This window comes from Variovorax endophyticus (genome assembly GCF_025376855.1).
Lineage (GTDB): Bacteria > Pseudomonadota > Gammaproteobacteria > Burkholderiales > Burkholderiaceae_C > Variovorax.
This window is the reverse complement of record NZ_JAHUTH010000020.1, coordinates 21,661-38,116: the sequence shown is the minus strand read 5'-3', so window position 1 is coordinate 38,116 and position 16,456 is coordinate 21,661. Positions and strand designations below refer to the sequence as shown.

Here is a 16,456-nt window from a genome sequence, read left to right as displayed (position 1 = left end):
GCCCGATCCCGATTTCAGGCCGCGGCGGCCCGCTGCAGGCGGTCGCGCACGCCCTCCCACTCGGGCGTGTCGGGCGGCGTCTCGACCCAGATCAGCTTGACGCCCTCGGCGTCGAACTCGCGCAGCACCGCGAACAGCTGCTGCGCGCTGGCGGCGGCGTCGTCGGGCATGCGGCGCTGCACGACGCGCTGCGAACGGCTGCGCACGGCGCTGCGGGTCCAGATCGCGATGTGGGCGGCATTGGCGCCCAGCACGTCGAGGCCGGTCTGGATCGCCTTGGCGTCCATCAGCCGCACCTTGGCGTCGGGCGCGTAGTGCGCCTCCAGCGTGCCCGAGGCGCGCGGGTCGGGCATCGCCATGAGCTCGCGGTCGCGCAGGCGTTCGCCGCAGGCGGCCTCGATCTGCGCGCGCGTGATCAGCCCCGGGCGCAGCAGCACCGGCGCGCCGCGGCTGCAGTCGACGATGGTCGACTCGATGCCGACCTCGCAGGCGCCGCCGTCGAGCACCGGCACGGTGTCGCCGAATTCGCCGAACACGTGCTGCGCGGTGGTCGGGCTCACGCGGCCGAAGCGGTTGGCGCTCGGGCCCGCGAGGCCGGGCACGCCCTGCTCGGCGCAGGCCTCGAGCAGCGCCTGCGCCACCGGGTGCGAGGGGCAGCGCAGGCCGATGGTGTCCTGCCCGCCCGCGGCGGCGGCGGCCACGCCGGGCTGGCGCGTGACGATCAGGGTCAGCGGTCCGGGCCAGAAGGCCTGCACCAGCTTCTGCGCGAACGGCGGCAGCGGCTGGGCGAAGCGCGACAGCGCCTCGGTGCCCTTGGTGCCGGCGGCCACGTGCACGATCAGCGGATGGTCGGCCGGCCGGCCCTTGGCCTGGAAGATGCCGGCCACGGCCGCGTCGTTGCTGGCGTCGGCACCGAGGCCGTAGACGGTTTCGGTGGGAAAGGCCACCAGCCCGCCGGCGCGCAGGATGCGCGCCGCCTCGGCGATGGCTGCGGGCGATGGGCCGTCGAGGATCATGCGGCCTTCATGCCACCGGCGGCAGGCCGAGCAGCAGCGCGACCTGCGAGGCGATGGCGCGCACCTGGTCGGCGTCGGCGCCGGTGAAGGTCAGGTGGCCCATCTTGCGGCCGCGGCGCGGTTCGATCTTGCCGTACAGGTGCAGGTGGGCGCCGGGCAGCGCGAGCACCTCGCTCCAGCGCGGCGAGACCGGCTTGTCGTCGCAGGCCGAGAACCACAGGTCGCCCAGCAGGTTCAGCATCACGGCCGGGCTGTGCTGGCGCGGCATGGCCAGCGGCAGGCCGGCCAGGGTGCGCACCTGCAGCTCGAACTGCGACACGTCGCAGGCCTCCATGGTGTAGTGGCCGCTGTTGTGCGGGCGCGGCGCCATCTCGTTGACCACCAGCGAGCCGTCGGCCAGCACGAAGAACTCGACGCACAGCACGCCGACGTAGCCGAGGCCGTTGGCGATGTTCTTGGCCGCGGTGATCGCGGCCTGGGCCACGGTCTTGGGCATGTTCTGGCCATGCACCTCGGTCACGGCCAGGATGCCGTCGCGATGCAGGTTGCGCTGGGGCGGGAAGTGCACCAGCTGGCCGTCGCGGCCGCGCGCCACGATCACCGAGCATTCGAAGTCCAGCGGCAGCAGCTTCTCGAGCACGCAGGGCACGCAGCCCGTGGCCTGCCAGGCCTCGACCAGCTCGGCGCGCGTGCGCACGCGCTGCTGGCCCTTGCCGTCGTAGCCCAGGCGCGCGGTCTTCAGGATGCCGGGCAGGAGCCGGTCTTCCACCGCCGCCAGCTGGGCCGCGGTCTCGATCGCCGCGTAGGGCGCGCAGGCCACGCCGCAGCGGCCGAAATGGGCCTTCTCGGCGATCCGGTCCTGCGCGATCGCGATCGCCGGCGCGGCGGGCGCCACCGGCCGCGCCACCGCGAGGTGCTCGAGCGAGGGCGCGGGCACGTTCTCGAACTCGGTGGTCACGGCGTCGGCCAGGCCGGCCAGCCGCGCGAGGCCGTCGACGTCGCCGTAGTCGGTGTGGATGTGGTGGTGGCTGACCCGGCCGGCCGGGCTGTCGGCATCGGGGTCGAGCACCGCGGTGAAGTAACCCATGCGCTGGGCGGCATGCACGAACATGCGGCCGAGCTGGCCGCCGCCGAGCACGCCGAGCGTGGCGCCCGGGAGGATCGGCAGGTCACCTTTGCTGTTGCTCACAGGGCACCTCCGCCTTGCGGCGAGAAAGGAGAAACCGGGGCCGGCTCCACGGGCGGCAACGCCATGGCCTCGGCCGCGGCGGTCTGGGCCGCGCGGAAGGCGTCGAGCCTGGCGCGCAGGCCGGGGTCGTTGACGGCCAGCATCGAGACCGCGAACAGCGCCGCGTTGGCCGCGCCCGCGTTGCCGATGGCGAAGGTGGCGACCGGCACGCCCTTGGGCATCTGCACGATGCTGTAGAGGGAATCGACGCCCTGCAGGTGCCGGCTGGCGACCGGCACGCCGAGCACCGGCACCGTGGTCTTGGAGGCCAGCATGCCCGGCAGGTGGGCCGCGCCCCCCGCGCCGGCGATGATCGCCGCGACTCCGCGCCCGGCGGCGCTTTCGGCGTACGCGAAGAGCGCATCCGGCATGCGGTGGGCGGAGACCACCTTCGCTTCGTGGCGGATGCCGAATTGCTGGAGAATCTCGACCGCGTTGCGCATCGTCTCCCAATCGGAGCTCGAGCCCATCACCACACCGACCTGAATGGTTTCGTTCATGGTTCCAATTTTACGTTTCACCCCCAGTTGTTCCCGATGATCGACATCACTCTCGAAAATTTCCAGGACGAGCTGATCGAAGCCTCCCTCGCCCGGCCGGTGCTGCTGGACATCTGGGCCGAATGGTGCGGCCCCTGCAAGCAGCTCGGGCCGGTGCTCGAAAAGCTCGAGGTGGAGTACGCCGGACGCTTCACGCTGGCCAAGCTCGACGCCGACAAGGTGCCGCAGATCTCCTCCCAGCTCTCCGAGATGTTCGGCGTGCGCAGCATCCCGTTCTGCGTGATGTTCAAGGACGGCCAGCCGGTCGACGGCTTCGTCGGCGCCATTCCCGCCGAGAAGATCCGCGAATTCCTCGACAAGCACGTGCCCGGTGCCGACGAGGCCGAGGCCGCCGCCGAGGAAGAGGCGGCGCAGGAGGCGCTGGCCGAGGGCGACACCGAGGGCGCGCTCGAGAAGCTGCAGCACGCGGTGGCCACCGACCCGGCCAACGACGACGCGCGCTTCGACTACGTGAAGCTGCTGCTGCAGCTCGACCGCGCCGACGACGCCAAGGTGGCCTTCGCGCCCGTGATCGCCAAGGCCTCGGTGGTGCGCCGCTTCGATGCGCTGCAGCGCTGGATGGACGCGATCGATTTCGCGGCCCCGCCCACGGGCGCGGCACCCGCGTTGGCCGAGCTCGACGCGAAGATCGCGGCCAACAAGCGCGACTTCCAGGCCCGCTTCGACCGCGCCCGCCTGCTGGTCGCGCAGCAGCAATGGACTGCCGCGATGGACGAGCTGCTCGAGATCCTGATGCGCGACAAGAGCTGGAGCGAGGAACTCGCGCGCAAGACCTACGTGGCGATCCTCGAGCTGATCGAGCCGCCGAAGGTGAAGGTGGCCGACGGCCAGATCCCGCCCGACGATCCGACCGTGGCGACCTACCGGCGCCGGCTCAGCAGCGTGGTGCTGAGCTGAGGCGAGTGAATCAAAAGCGCATTTGAATGCGCAACTTCATTGAAAAGCGACTTTAGAGTCGCTTTTTTAATTGCTGATTCGCTTCCATATAGCTACTATCAATACTCTTTTTTCCTGAAAAGATCACTCTAATGATCCATCTGATCCAGGAACTCGAGCAAGCCCGCAAGGCGGCCGGCCTGAGCCAGGAGGCGCTGGCCAAGGCCGCCGGGCTGTCGCGCATGACGGTGCAGCGCATCGAGAGCGGCCAGATCGACCCGCGGCTGTCGACCTTGCTCGAGATGGCGCGCGTGCTGGGGCTCGGGCTGATGCCCGTGCCGACGGCGCTGCGCCCCACGCTCGAGGACTTCGTGCGCGCGGGCGGCCGGCTGCTCGGCCAGCCGGCCGGCATCGAGGCGCCGCCCTCCATCGCCCAGAGCCTCGGCCCTTGACCGCCGGCGCCGCCTTCGGCACCAGCATCCGCTACCTGCGGATGTACCTGCACGCCCCGGGCGGCGATGCCTCGCGCCGGCGCTCCATCGGCTGGCTCTCGCAGTACGGCGACATCCTGCGCGTCTCGTTCGACCCCGGCTACGTCGACGACCCGGCGCGCCCCACGCTGTCGCTGGCCTACCGCGGCGCCGACGAGGCCGCCACGCGCGCCATCCTGGGCTCGGCGCGCGATGCGCGGGTGTCGCGCGGCGACGGCCACTGGCCCGCCTACTTCCAGAACCTGCTGCCCGAGGGCCACAACCGCGAGCGCCTCGCCCGGCAGCGCGGCTGCCGCGCCGACGACGAGTTCGAACTGCTGGCCGCCGCCGGGCACGACCTGATGGGCGCGATCGAGGTCGAGCCGGTGCCGCCGACCGAGGGCATTCCCGACACGGTGCGGCACTGGCACACCGCGCTCGGGCTCGACGTGCTCGAGCCCGGCTTCGTCGAGCTGCCGGTGGAGGACGCGGCCGCCATCCCCGGCGTGGTGACCAAGTTCTCGGCCGTGCAGGATGGCCGGCGCTACGTGGTGCGGCGCCACGGCGCGGCCGGCTCCTTCATTCTCAAGCTGCCGACCGTGCGCCACCCCGACCTGGTCGCGAACGAGATCGCCGGCTACCGCCTGTGCGGCGCGCTCGGCCTGGACTGCGCCGAGGCCAGCGTGATCGGCCGCGCCGACGCCGACCTGCCCGAGCAGTTGCCGTTCGAGCAGATCCTCGCGGTGCGCCGCTTCGACCGCACGCCCGACGGCGGGCGCATCCACATGGAGGAGTTCGCGCAGGTGCTGCAGTACGAGCCGCGCCAGAAGTATGGCCGTGGCCTCGCGATCGACGGACCCGCGATGCTGCGCGTGCTCGACCGGCTGTCGCCGAACCCGGTGGCCGACGTGCGCGAGTTCGTGCGCCGCATCGTCGCCTTCATCCTGCTGGGCAACAGCGACGCCCACCTGAAGAACTGGGCGCTGCGCTATCCCGATGGCGTGGCGCCCGTGCTCGCGCCGCTCTACGACCCGGTCTGCGTGGCCGCCTTCTTCGAGCAGGTGCCCGGCGGCGACTACGCGGTCAACCGCGCCATCGACGCCAAGCTGCGCGGCTTCTGCTGGGCCGCGCTCGAGGCGCTGCTGCGCGACGCCGGGCTGCTGCGTCCCGCGCGGCTGCTCGCGATCGCACGCGACACGGTGCGCCAGGCGCGCGCCGAGTGGCCGGCGCTGCTGGCCGACGAGGCCATCCCGCCCGCGGTGCGGCGCTGCGTGCAGGCGCGGCTCGATGGCGGCGTGGCGCTCGCGGCCGACCTGCCGCGCTGAGCGCGCGGGCCTGCGAACACCCACTGGCCCCCGGCGTTGGCGAGCCACGCCGGCTCGCATACGATCACACCGATTTCACCTTGTTGCAGATTCGTCAAAAGGACCGACCGGCCATGCGCTTCTCCGCCCGCCCTGCCGCCCTGCGCGTGCTTCCCACCCTCGCCGCCACCGCGCTCGCGGCACTGCTGACCGCCTGCGGCAGCGGCATCAACCTCGACGAACCGATCGAAGGCCCGGTGTGGCGCCTGTCGCAACTGGGCGAGGAAGCGATCGCGCCGGGCAGCGACGCCCAGCTGCAGTTCGACCGCGCCAACGCGCGCGTCACCGGCTCGGGCGGCTGCAACCGGATTTCGGGCTCGTACACGCGCACCGGCAGCGCCCTGCGCATCGGCCAGATCGCCGCCACCCGCATGGCCTGCGCCGACCCGGTGCGCGGTGCGACCGAGGCGCAGTTCCTCGCGGTGCTGCAGGGCACGACCAGCTACCGGCTGGCGCCCGGACGGCTGACCTTGCTCGACGCGGGCGGACGCACGGTGGCAACCCTGAGTTCGGGACGCTGAAAAGGAAAAGGGCCGGAGAACCGGCCCTTTCTTTGAATACGAAACCCGGCCCGCTCAGGCCGTCAGCCGCTCCAGCGCCTCGCGGTACTTGGCGGCGGTCTTCTCGATCACCTCGGCCGGCAGGCGCGGCGCCGGCGGCGTCTTGTCCCAGGGCTTGCCGTTGATCTTCGTGGCCTCGAGCCAGTCGCGCACGAACTGCTTGTCGTAGCTCGGCGGGTTGGTGCCGGCGGCCAGCGCGGCCTCGTAGCCCTCGACCGGCCAGTAGCGCGAGCTGTCGGGCGTGAGCACCTCGTCCATCAGCACCAGCGTGCCGGCCTCGTCGAGGCCGAATTCGAACTTGGTGTCGGCAATGATCATGCCCTTGGCCAGCGCGATCTGGGCCGCGGTCTCGTAGATCGCGATGCTGGTCTCGCGGATCTGCTGCGCGAGCTTGGGGCCGACGATCTCGACCACGCGCTCGTAGCTGATGTTCTCGTCGTGCTCGCCGGCCGCGGCCTTGGCCGCGGGCGTGAAGATCGGGCGCGGCAGCTTGCTCGCGTTGGTCAGGCCCTCGGGCAGCGGCACGCCGCAGACCGCGCGCGATTCCTGGTATTCCTTCCAGCCGCTGCCGGCCAGGTAGCCGCGCACCACGGCCTCGACCGGGATCGGCTTCAGGCGCTTGACCAGCATCGAGCGGCCCGTGACCTGGGTGACTTCCTCGGGCTTGACCACGCTCTCGGGCGCGTCGCCGGTCAGGTGGTTGGGGCAGAGCTGGCCGAGCCGCTCGAACCACCACAGCGCCATCTGCGTGAGGATCTCGCCCTTGCCGGGGATCGGCTCGCCCATGATCACGTCGAAGGCGCTGAGCCGGTCGCTCGCGACCATCAGGATGCGGTCCTCGCCGACCGCGTAGTTGTCGCGCACCTTCCCGCGCGCAAGCAGGGGCAGGCTCTGGATGGAGGAGGTGTGGACGGTGGTCATGGGCAGGGACGGCGAACGGTGAAAAACGGGAGACGGTGAAGCGGATTGTGCGCGCAGAAAAAAGCCACCGCGAGCGGTGGCCGGCGATTCACGGCAAGCGGCTCAGACCACTTCTTGCGCGAGTTCGCCCTTGGCGTACTTGGCGGCGACGATCTGCAGCGATTCGCCCTTGATCTTGGGCGCCTGGCCTTCGCAGCCGAACTCGATGTAGCGCTGCTTGCAGATCTGCTTGGCGGCTTCGCGCGCGGGCTTGAGCCACTCGCGGGCATCGAACTTCTCGGGGTTCTCGGCCATGAACTTGCGCACCGCGCCGGTCATCGCGAGGCGGATGTCGGTGTCGATGTTGATCTTGCGCACGCCGTACTTGATGGCTTCCTGGATTTCCTCGACCGGCACGCCGTAGGTTTCCTTCATGTTGCCGCCGTACTGGCGAATGATCTCGAGCAGGTCCTGCGGCACCGACGACGAACCGTGCATCACCAGGTGGGTGTTGGGCAGGCGGGCGTGGATTTCCTTCACGCGCGAGATCGACAGGATGTCGCCGGTGGGCTTGCGGGTGAACTTGTAGGCGCCGTGGCTGGTGCCGATGGCGATGGCCAGCGCGTCGAGCTGCGTGGCCTTCACGAACTGGGCGGCTTCCTCGGGGTCGGTCAGCAGGGCCGAGTGGTCGAGCACGCCCTCGGCGCCGATGCCGTCTTCCTCGCCGGCCATGCCGGTCTCGAGCGAGCCCAGGCAGCCCAGTTCGCCCTCGACGGTGACGCCGACCTTGTGGGCCAGCTGCACCACCTTGCGGGTCACGTCGACGTTGTAGTCGAACGAAGCCGGCGTCTTGCCGTCTTCCTTGAGCGAGCCGTCCATCATCACGGACGAGAAGCCGAGGTCGATGGCGCCCTGGCAGATGGCCGGGCTCTGGCCGTGGTCCTGATGCATCACCAGCGGGATCTGCGGATAGGCCTCGATGGCGGCCTGGATCAGGTGCTTGATGAAGGCTTCGCCGGCGTACTTGCGGGCGCCCGCGCTGGCCTGGAGGATCACGGGCGCGCCGACTTCCTTGGCCGCTTCCATGACGGCCTGCACCTGTTCGAGGTTGTTGACGTTGAAGGCCGGAATGCCGTAGCCGTTGGCGGCTGCATGGTCCAGCAGTTCGCGCATCGAGACGAGTGCCATGGGGAAATACCTCGCGGGAAATAGGGTGAGAAGACGGGGAAAAGACGAGAGAAAACTGCCGCGATTCTACCGAGCGCCCTTGTGGGACGGGACTGACGGCAACCCGAGGAACTCGACGACCGGCGGCAGCACCGGCCCGCCGAGCCACTGGATGGGCTTGCCGAAGGCGCCCATCAGCGTGACGTGGCTCAGGTTGTCGAACACCCGCACCTCGACCGGCACGCCCGCGGCGCGCAGCGCGGCGGCCAGCGGCAGGGTGTTGCGCTCGGGGTAGACCAGGTTGTCCTTGGCCGCGGCCATCAGCAGCGTGCGCGGCGCGCCCGGCGTGACGTGCGCGAGCGGCTGCGAGTCGGCCGGCGTGCGGGGCCAGTCGAAGGCGACGCGGGTCTGCGGATCGCCGATGGGCAGGAAGTCGTAGGGCCCGGCCAGCCCGATCCAGCCCGCGAGCTGGCGCGGACTGGCGCCGAGCTCGCCGAGCCAGCGGCCGTCGAGCGCGACCATGGCCGCGTTGTAGCCGCCCGAGCTGTGGCCCATCACGTAGACCTGCTTCGGGTCGGCGCCGAGCTGGGCCGCGTTGTCGAGCGCCCATTTCACCGCCAGCGCGCTGTCGCGCACGAACACCGGGTAGGTGTGGCGCGGCGACAGGCCGTAGTCGGGCACCACCACCACCGCACCGCGCGCGGCCAGCGCCTCGCCGAGGAAGCGGTAGCTCTCGCGGTCGCCGGTGGTCCAGGTGCCGCCGAAGAAGAACACCACCAGCGGCCGCCGGCCGCGCGCGGGCACGGTGTCGGGCAATGGCTGGTAGACGTCGAGCTGCTGGCGCGGCGCGGGCCCGTAGGCGATGTCGCCCTGGAACTGGTAGGTGTCGGTGGGCACCAGGCCGTTGAGCAGCTTGATCGGCGAGCAGGCCGCCAGCGCGGTGGCCGCGGCGACGCCCAGGGCGGTGGTCAGGGCACGGCGGCGCCGGCGGATCGACGCAAGGACGGGAAAGGTCATCGAAGGGGTACGCGCGGGAAGGGACGCCGGTTTCGCGGCGCGGCGAAGCGCCGATTGCAGCGCATGGCGCGCGCGCCGCGTGTCAGAGAGGCAGCTGTGTGGTCGACAGCACCTGCTTGAGCACGACGAAGGTCCGGATCTGGCGCACGCCCGGCAGGTAGAGCAGTTGCTCGGCATGCAGCCGGTTGAAGCTGTCGTTGTCGCGCGTGCGCACCAGCATGAAGTAGTCGAACTCGCCCGTGACCACGTGGCACTCGAGGCAGCCCGAGACCTTCTGCGCGGCCTTCTCGAAGTCGGCGAAGGAGTCGGGCGTGGAGCGGTCGAGCACCACGCCGATCATCACCAGCATGCCCATGTCGAGCGCCTGCGCGTCGAGCAGCGCGACCACGCCCCTGATCAGGCCCGAGGCCTTGAGCCGCTCGACGCGGCGCAGGCAGGCCGGCGCGCTGAGGCTGACCTTGGCGGCCAGCGCGACGTTGGACATCGAGGCGTCGCGCTGCAGCGCACGCAGGATCGCGCGGTCGGTGCGGTCGAGCGCGGCGGCCGCCGAAACGGCGGGCGTGGGGGCCTGTTGCGGCTTGACGGAACGTGCAGGCGAGGAACGCAATTTTGTTGTGCTCATGGAGACTTTGGCGCATCAAATGGCTTCGATTCCCGCATCTTGATTTCTTTTGGTTCGCAAGGCCATCTAATTTTGCAACCCTGTTGCTCCACCTTCTTCCTACCATCGGCTCCATCGCCCTTCCCCTGTGCTTCACCCTGGAGTCTTGCCGATGAACCTGAAGAAATTCCCCCGCCACGTGCTGACCTTCGGCCCGACGCCGATCCATCCGCTCCGGCGCCTGAGCGCCCACCTCGGCGGCAAGGTCGAGCTCTATGCGAAGCGCGAGGACTGCAACAGCGGCCTCGCCTTCGGCGGCAACAAGACGCGCAAGCTCGAGTACCTGATCCCCGAGGCGCTCGAGGGCGGCTACGACACGCTGGTGTCGATCGGCGGCATCCAGTCGAACCAGACCCGGCAGGTGGCCGCGGTGGCCGCGCACCTGGGCCTGAAGTGCGTGCTGGTGCAGGAGAACTGGGTCAACTACTCCGACGCGGTGTACGACCGCGTGGGCAACATCGAGATGTCGCGCATCCTCGGCGCCGACGTGCGGCTCGACGCGGCCGGCTTCGACATCGGCATCCGCAAGAGCTGGGAGGACGCGATGGACAGCGTGCGCCAGGCCGGCGGCAAGCCGTTCCCGATTCCCGCGGGCTGCTCCGAGCATCCGCTGGGCGGGCTGGGCTTCGTGGGCTTCGCCGAGGAAGTGCGCCAGCAGGAGGCCGAGCTCGGCTTCAAGTTCGACTACATCGTGGTCTGCTCGGTCACGGGCAGCACGCAGGCCGGCATGGTGGCGGGCTTCGCGGCCGACGGTCGGGCCGACCGCGTGATCGGCATCGACGCCTCGGCCAAGCCGCAGCAGACCTTCGAGCAGATCCTGCGCATCGCGCGCAACACGGCCGAGCTGATCGAGCTGGGCCGCGAGATCACCGAGCGCGACGTGGTGCTCGACCGCCGCTTCGGCGGCCCCGAGTACGGCCTGCCGAACGAAGGCACGCTGGAGGCGATCCGCCTGAGCGCGCGCTTCGAGGGCATGCTGACCGACCCCGTGTACGAGGGCAAGTCGATGCACGGGATGATCGAGAAGGTGCGCCTGGGCGAATTCCCGGCCGGCTCACGCGTGCTCTATGCGCACCTGGGCGGCGTGCCCGCCCTCAATGCCTACAGCTTCCTGTTCCGCAACGGCTGATCAGCTCGCGCGGCAGATCTTCAGCATGTTGGTGCCGCCCGGCGCGCCCATCGGCTCGCCGCAGGTGATCGCGTAGACGTCGCCGCTCTGCACGATGCCGCGCTTCTTCAGATGCGCCTCGGCCTGCTCGAGCGCGGTATCGCGGTCGCTTTCCGAATCCATCAGCAGCGGGCGCACGTTGCGGTAGAGCGCCATCTTGCGCTGCGTGGCCAGGCGCGAGGTCAGCGCGTACATCGGGATGTGGGCGCGGTGGCGGCTCATCCACAGCGGGGTCGAGCCCGACTCGGTCAGCGCGACGATGGCCTTGGCGCCCAGGTGATGGGCGGTGAACAGCGCGCCCATGGCGATCGACTGGTCGATGCGCGCATAGGACTGGCCGCTGAAGTCGGCGTCGAGCTGCTTGTCCTCCGCGGCCTCGGCGGCCTCGCAGATGCGGCTCATCTCCTGCACGGTCTCGAGCGGGTAGCGGCCCGAGGCGGTCTCGGCCGAGAGCATCACGGCGTCGGTGCCGTCGAGCACCGCGTTCGCCACGTCGCTGACCTCGGCGCGCGTGGGCACGGGGTTGGTGATCATCGACTCCATCATCTGGGTCGCGGTGATCGCCACCTTGTCCATGTCGCGCGCCATGCGGATCATCTTCTTCTGCAGCGCCGGCACCGCGGCATTGCCGACCTCGACCGCGAGGTCGCCGCGCGCGACCATGATGCCGTCGCTGGCGCGAAGGATCTCCTCGAGCCGCGGGATCGCCTCGGCGCGCTCGATCTTCGCGATCAGCCCGGGCTTGTGGCCGTACTCGGCCGCGGCCACGTTGCACAGCTGGCGCGCCATTTCCATGTCGGTCGCGTTCTTCGGGAAGCTCACGGCCACGTAGTCGGCCTGGAAGCTCATCGCGGTCTTGATGTCCTCCATGTCCTTGGCCGTGAGCGCCGGCGCCGTGAGGCCGCCGCCCTGCTTGTTGATGCCCTTGTTGTTCGAGAGCTCGCCGCCGAGCTTGACGGTGGTGTGCACCGCCTCGCCGCGCACGGCGTCGACCACCAGCACGATCAGGCCGTCGTTGAGCAGCAGCCGGTCGCCGGCGCGCACGTCGCGCGGCAGGTCCTTGTAGTCGAGGCCCACGGCATCGATGTCGCCGGGCTCGGTGCGCGAGGCGTCGAGCACGAACTTCGCGCCCGGCTCGAGCCAGATCTTGCCCTGCGCGAACTTGCCCACGCGGATCTTCGGGCCCTGCAGGTCGGCCATGATCGCGACCTCGCGGCCGGCCTTGCGCGCCGCCTCGCGGACCATGGTGGCGCGGTCGATGTGGTCCTGCGCCGTCCCGTGGCTGAAGTTGAGCCGGACCACGCTGACCTTGTGGATGATCATCTGCTCGAGCAGCTCGGGCGTGCTCGACGCGGGGCCGAGCGTGGCGACGATCTTGGTGGCGTGGCGGGGAAGGCGGTCGGTGCTCATGGATTTATCTCCGTTTTTGTATCCGCTACTGTATACACTTTATGTGTCGCGTGGAAGACACCGCGCGAATCGATGGCATCCGCGCGAGCCTTCCGCGCTCTCAGCCCGCGGCGCGCCTGGCCAGGATCTCGAAGGCCGGCAGGGTCTTGCCCTCCAGCACCTCGAGGAAGGCGCCGCCGCCGGTCGAGATGTAGCCCACGTCCTTCTCGATGCCGTACTTGGCGATCGCCGCGAGGGTGTCGCCGCCGCCGGCGATCGAGAACGCGCTGCTCTCGGCGATCGCCTGGGCGATGGCCTTGGTGCCGCCCGCGAAGGCGTCGAACTCGAACACGCCCACCGGGCCGTTCCAGACGATGGTGCCGGCCTCGCGCAGTTGCGCGGCCAGTTGCGCGGCCGTCTTCGGGCCGATGTCGAGGATCAGGTCGTCGTCGGCCACCTCGCCGGCCGCCTTGACGGTGGCGGGCGCGTCGGCCGCGAAGGTCTTGGCCGTGACCACGTCGACCGGGATCGGCACGTCGGCGCCGCGCGCGCGCATCGATTCGATCACCGACTTCGCCTGGTCGACCAGGTCGGGCTCGGCCAGCGACTTGCCGATCTTCAGGCCGGCCGCGAGCAGGAAGGTGTTGGCGATGCCGCCGCCGACGATCAGCTGGTCGACGTTGGCCGACAGGCTCTGCAGGATCGTGAGCTTGGTGCTGACCTTGGAGCCCGCGACGATCGCCACCAGCGGGCGCTTGGGCTGGGCCAGCGCCTTGGTGATGGCGTCGATCTCGGCCGCCAGCAGCGGGCCTGCGCTCGCCACCTTGGCGAACTGCGCGATGCCGTAGGTGGTGGCCTCGGCGCGGTGCGCGGTGCCGAAGGCGTCGTTGACGTAGATGTCGGTCAGCGCGGCGAGCTTGCGCGCGAGCGCCTCGTCGTTCTTCTTCTCGCCCTTGTTGAGGCGGCAGTTCTCGAGCAGCACGACCTGGCCCGGCTTCACGTCGACGCCGTCGACCCAGTTCGCGACCAGCGGCACCTCGCGGCCCAGCAGCTCGCCCAGGCGCTTCGCGACCGGCGCCAGCGAATCCTCGGGCTTGAACTCGCCCTCGGTCGGGCGGCCCAGGTGCGAGGTGACCATCACCGCGGCACCGGCGTCGAGCGCCAGCTGGATGCAGGGCACCGAGGCGCGGATGCGGGTGTCCTCGGTGATGTTGCCGGCATCGTCCTGCGGCACGTTGAGGTCGGCACGGATGAAGACGCGCTGGCCGGCGGCTTTGCCCTGGGCGCAGAGGTCGGTGAATCGAAGAACGTTCATGGTCTGGATGGGATGGATACGGGTCGCCCCGCATTGTAGGTAGGGCCTCACTGCGCGACTGTGCGTCTCGTGACGCCGGCCGATGCTTTTCAGGCCTCGCCCCGCTCGCTCGCGAAGCGCTCCAGAATTTGCACGAAGCTGGCCGCCGCGGGCGACAGCGAACGCCGCGCCGCGCCGTAGACGCAGACCTCGCGATGGAAATCGGGCGCCTCCAGCCGCACCATGCGCAGCCCGTGCGCCTGCACCAGCGGCGCCGAGTAGGTCGGGCACACGGTCAGCCCGAGCCCCGAGGCCACCATGCCGAGCGCGGTCGTCATGTACGACACCTCCTGGGTGCCGGGGCGCTGCATCCAGGCGCGCTCGGCGCTCGCGAGTTCGGGCAGCACGCGCTGGCGGAAGTCGCGCGTGGGCGCGATGAAGGTGTAGGGCGCCAGTTCGGCCCAGCGCACCTTGCGCCGCCCCTCGAAGGCGTGGCCGGGCGGGCAGATCAGCCAGTGGCGGTCGCGCAGCAGCGTGCGGCGCTCGATCAGCGCCGGGTCGACCTCGAGGTCCTGCCCCACGGCCAGCTCGACCTCGCCCGCGAGGATGCCGTCGAGCAGGTGCTCGGGCAGGGTGTCGGCCAGCCGCACCTCCACGTCGGGGTATTGCGCGCGATACACGGCGATCACGCGCGGCATCAGCGTGCAGGCCATGAGCTGCGGCGCGGCCAGCCGCAGCAGGCCCTTCTTCTTGTCGCGCAGCTCGGTCACGCCGGCCACCGCGCCCGCGAGGTCGCCGAGCAGCCGGTGCACCGAGGGCAGGAACTCGCGCCCGGCCTCCGACAGCAGCACGCGCCGCGTGTGGCGGTCGAGCAGTTGCACGCCCATCTCGCGCTCGAGCTCGCGCACCAGCACGCTGAGCGCCGACTGGGTCAGGTGCAGCTGCTGGGCCGCGGCGGTGAAGCTGCCGGTCTCGGCGACGGCGGCGAAGGCGCGCAACTGGCGCAAGGTCAGATTCATATGGCTATTTCATCAATCGATGAATTAATTTCGATTGCATCATAGGTCCGGCCATCGCCCAATACCGGCTCGGACGACCCCGATGGCCGTCCCGGAGACAAGCCCGATGCCGACCCCATCCGCCGCGCCCCCGATCCGGGGCCTGCACCATTTCGCCTGGCGCTGCCGCGACAGCGAGGAAACCCGCCGCTTCTACGAGGACCTGCTCGGCCTGCCGCTGGTGCACGTGATCAAGAGCGACCACGTGCCGAGCACCGGCGAGTACTGCCCCTACGTCCACATCTTCTTCCGGATGCGCGACGGCTCCTTCATCGCCTTCTTCGACCTCGGCGACGACATCGCCGCGCTGCCCTCGCCCAACACGCCCTCGTGGGTCAACCACATCGCGCTGCGCGTGGACGGCGTGCCCGACCTGCTGGCCGCCAAGGCCCGGCTCGAGGCCGCGGGCGTCGAGGTGCTGGGCATCACCGACCACCACATCATCGAGTCGATCTACTTCTTCGACCCCAACGGCATCCGCGTGGAACTGACCACGCCCACCGTGCCGCAGGCCGAGATGGACGCGCACGCGCTGCGCGCCCATGCCGACCTCGACGCCTGGACCGCGCGCAAGGCGCAGCTGCTGGCCGCGAAAGGCACGGCCGATGCCTGAACTGCAACTCGCCGTCATCGACGTCAAGCCGGGCGCGGCGCTCGAGAGCCAGTCGGGCCTGCAGATGCTGCGCCCGCGCATCTACGGCGCGTACCGCGCGCCCGCGGGTCCGAAGCGCATCGCGGCGATCGTGATGCATCCCACCAGCAACTTCATGGGCCACTACCTGATCGCGCCGCTGGCCGAGCGCGGCATCTGCTGCATGGGGCTCAACTCGCGCTACGCCGGCAACGACACGGTGCTGCTGATGGAGCGCGCGATCCAGGACCTGGGCGCCGGCGTGCAGTACCTGCGCGCGGCCGGCTACGAGAAGGTGTTCCTGGTCGGCAACTCGGGCGGCGCCGCGCTCGCGGCCTTCTACCAGGCGCAGGCAGAGCGGCTCACGGCCACGCACTTCCCCGACGGCGACCCCACCCACCTGCACCCCGGCGACCTGCCGCCGGTCGACGGCATCGCGCTGTGCGCCGCGCACCTGGGCCGCACGCGGCTGATGCGCGACTGGATCGATCCCTCGGTCACCGACGAGCACGACCCGCTGTCGGTGGACCCCGAACTCGACATGTACGACGCGCGCCATCGCGTGCCCTACGACGCCGACTTCCTCGCGCGCTTTTCCGCCGCGCAGCAGGCGCGGCTCGCGCGCATCGAGCAGTGGTGCCTCGACCGGCTCGCGCTGCTGCGCGGCACCGTGGGCGCGCCGCGCGACCAGACCTTCATCGTCTACCGCACCCACGCCGATCCGCGCTGCGTCGACCTCTCGCTCGATCCCAACGACCGCCTGCCCGGCAGCGTCTGGGGCGATGCGCGCCAGGTCAACTACTCGGCCAACGCGATGGGCCGCACCACCTCGCTCACGGCCTTCCTGTCGCAGTGGTCCTCGCGCTCGCAGGCCGACGGCCCCACCAACCTCGCGCGCACCACGGTGCCCAAGCTGCTGCTGACCTACACCGGCGACCAGTCGACCTTCCCGAGCACGCGCGATGCCTGGCTGGCCGCGGGCGGCGCGCGCATCCGCAACGTCGACATCGTCGGCGGCAACCACTACCTCGCGGGCCAGCCGGAACTGGTGCCGAAGGCCGCCGACGCGATCGCCGAGTTCGCGCATTCGCTCTAGT

The 16,456-nt window shown here is 70.4% G+C and carries 17 protein-coding genes; 7 read left to right on the top strand and 10 right to left on the bottom strand.

The annotated features are described in order from the left end of the window. Positions 1–14: 14 nt before the first annotated feature. Genes KV106_RS24230 through purE form a run of 3 tightly spaced genes read right to left on the bottom strand, consistent with a single transcriptional unit; the run spans position 15 to position 2,744 of the window. Positions 15–1,016 (bottom strand): L-threonylcarbamoyladenylate synthase, encoded by a 1,002-nt coding sequence (locus KV106_RS24230; protein ID WP_057594390.1) that lies wholly within the window; start codon positions 1,014–1,016, stop codon positions 15–17. Between the two features lie 7 nt (positions 1,017–1,023). Further along, positions 1,024–2,205 carry a 5-(carboxyamino)imidazole ribonucleotide synthase gene (locus tag KV106_RS24225; RefSeq protein WP_261212867.1) on the bottom strand — a complete coding sequence of 394 codons (1,182 nt, stop codon included), beginning with the start codon at positions 2,203–2,205 and terminating at the stop codon, positions 1,024–1,026. Then, positions 2,202–2,744, bottom strand: coding sequence for a 5-(carboxyamino)imidazole ribonucleotide mutase (purE, locus tag KV106_RS24220; RefSeq protein WP_261212866.1), 543 nt, complete (start codon positions 2,742–2,744; stop codon positions 2,202–2,204). Before purE ends, KV106_RS24225 begins: the two co-directional genes overlap by 4 nt. Before the next feature lie 36 nt (positions 2,745–2,780). On the opposite strand from purE, the gene KV106_RS24215 reads away from it, so the two are divergent. From KV106_RS24215 to KV106_RS24200, 4 genes are all read left to right on the top strand, one after another. Next, positions 2,781–3,701, top strand: coding sequence for a tetratricopeptide repeat protein (locus tag KV106_RS24215; protein ID WP_261212865.1), 921 nt, complete (start codon positions 2,781–2,783; stop codon positions 3,699–3,701). Between the two features lie 131 nt (positions 3,702–3,832). Next, on the top strand, positions 3,833–4,132 hold the full coding sequence (locus KV106_RS24210; protein ID WP_057594386.1) for a helix-turn-helix transcriptional regulator: 300 nt from the start codon (positions 3,833–3,835) through the stop codon (positions 4,130–4,132). Positions 4,133–4,173: 41 nt separating this feature from the next. Further along, entirely contained in the window at positions 4,174–5,475 is a 1,302-nt protein-coding gene (locus tag KV106_RS24205) for a type II toxin-antitoxin system HipA family toxin (protein WP_261213088.1), read from the top strand. A 113-nt stretch (positions 5,476–5,588) separates the two neighbouring features. Beyond that, positions 5,589–6,035 (top strand): META domain-containing protein, encoded by a 447-nt coding sequence (locus KV106_RS24200; protein ID WP_057594385.1) that lies wholly within the window; start codon positions 5,589–5,591, stop codon positions 6,033–6,035. A gap of 54 nt (positions 6,036–6,089) precedes the next feature. Here KV106_RS24200 and KV106_RS24195 read toward each other — a convergent pair whose 3' ends face one another. From KV106_RS24195 to KV106_RS24180, 4 genes are all read right to left on the bottom strand, one after another. After that, positions 6,090–6,995, bottom strand: coding sequence for a phosphoribosylaminoimidazolesuccinocarboxamide synthase (locus KV106_RS24195; protein ID WP_261212864.1), 906 nt, complete (start codon positions 6,993–6,995; stop codon positions 6,090–6,092). Positions 6,996–7,097: 102 nt separating this feature from the next. Further along, positions 7,098–8,162 carry a class II fructose-bisphosphate aldolase gene (fba, locus tag KV106_RS24190; protein ID WP_057594383.1) on the bottom strand — a complete coding sequence of 355 codons (1,065 nt, stop codon included), beginning with the start codon at positions 8,160–8,162 and terminating at the stop codon, positions 7,098–7,100. Between the two features lie 66 nt (positions 8,163–8,228). Then, positions 8,229–9,158, bottom strand: coding sequence for an alpha/beta hydrolase (locus KV106_RS24185; RefSeq protein ID WP_082322028.1), 930 nt, complete (start codon positions 9,156–9,158; stop codon positions 8,229–8,231). An 82-nt stretch (positions 9,159–9,240) separates the two neighbouring features. Then, the gene (locus KV106_RS24180; RefSeq protein WP_261212863.1) at positions 9,241–9,780 is read right to left on the bottom strand and encodes an Lrp/AsnC family transcriptional regulator; all 540 of its coding nucleotides are present in this window, start codon (positions 9,778–9,780) and stop codon (positions 9,241–9,243) included. Positions 9,781–9,931: 151 nt separating this feature from the next. Between KV106_RS24180 and KV106_RS24175 the strand changes: the two genes are divergently transcribed. Next, positions 9,932–10,948, top strand: coding sequence for a 1-aminocyclopropane-1-carboxylate deaminase (locus KV106_RS24175; RefSeq protein WP_057594381.1), 1,017 nt, complete (start codon positions 9,932–9,934; stop codon positions 10,946–10,948). Here the strand turns inward: KV106_RS24175 and pyk are convergent, their stop codons facing one another. From pyk to KV106_RS24160, 3 genes are all read right to left on the bottom strand, one after another. Beyond that, on the bottom strand, positions 10,949–12,397 hold the full coding sequence (pyk, locus tag KV106_RS24170) for a pyruvate kinase (RefSeq protein WP_057594380.1): 1,449 nt from the start codon (positions 12,395–12,397) through the stop codon (positions 10,949–10,951). A 100-nt stretch (positions 12,398–12,497) separates the two neighbouring features. Beyond that, positions 12,498–13,691, bottom strand: coding sequence for a phosphoglycerate kinase (locus tag KV106_RS24165; protein ID WP_057594379.1), 1,194 nt, complete (start codon positions 13,689–13,691; stop codon positions 12,498–12,500). 89 nt (positions 13,692–13,780) lie between these two features. Beyond that, entirely contained in the window at positions 13,781–14,689 is a 909-nt protein-coding gene (locus tag KV106_RS24160; protein ID WP_093351278.1) for a LysR family transcriptional regulator, read from the bottom strand. Between the two features lie 106 nt (positions 14,690–14,795). Between KV106_RS24160 and KV106_RS24155 the strand changes: the two genes are divergently transcribed. Beyond that, a complete protein-coding gene (locus KV106_RS24155; RefSeq protein WP_057594377.1) occupies positions 14,796–15,341 on the top strand; it encodes a VOC family protein in 546 nt (181 codons plus the stop codon). Further along, positions 15,334–16,455, top strand: a complete 1,122-nt coding sequence (locus KV106_RS24150; protein WP_057594376.1) for an alpha/beta hydrolase family protein — start codon at positions 15,334–15,336, stop codon at positions 16,453–16,455. The genes KV106_RS24155 and KV106_RS24150 overlap by 8 nt, the downstream gene beginning before the upstream one ends. Position 16,456: the final 1 nt, after the last annotated feature.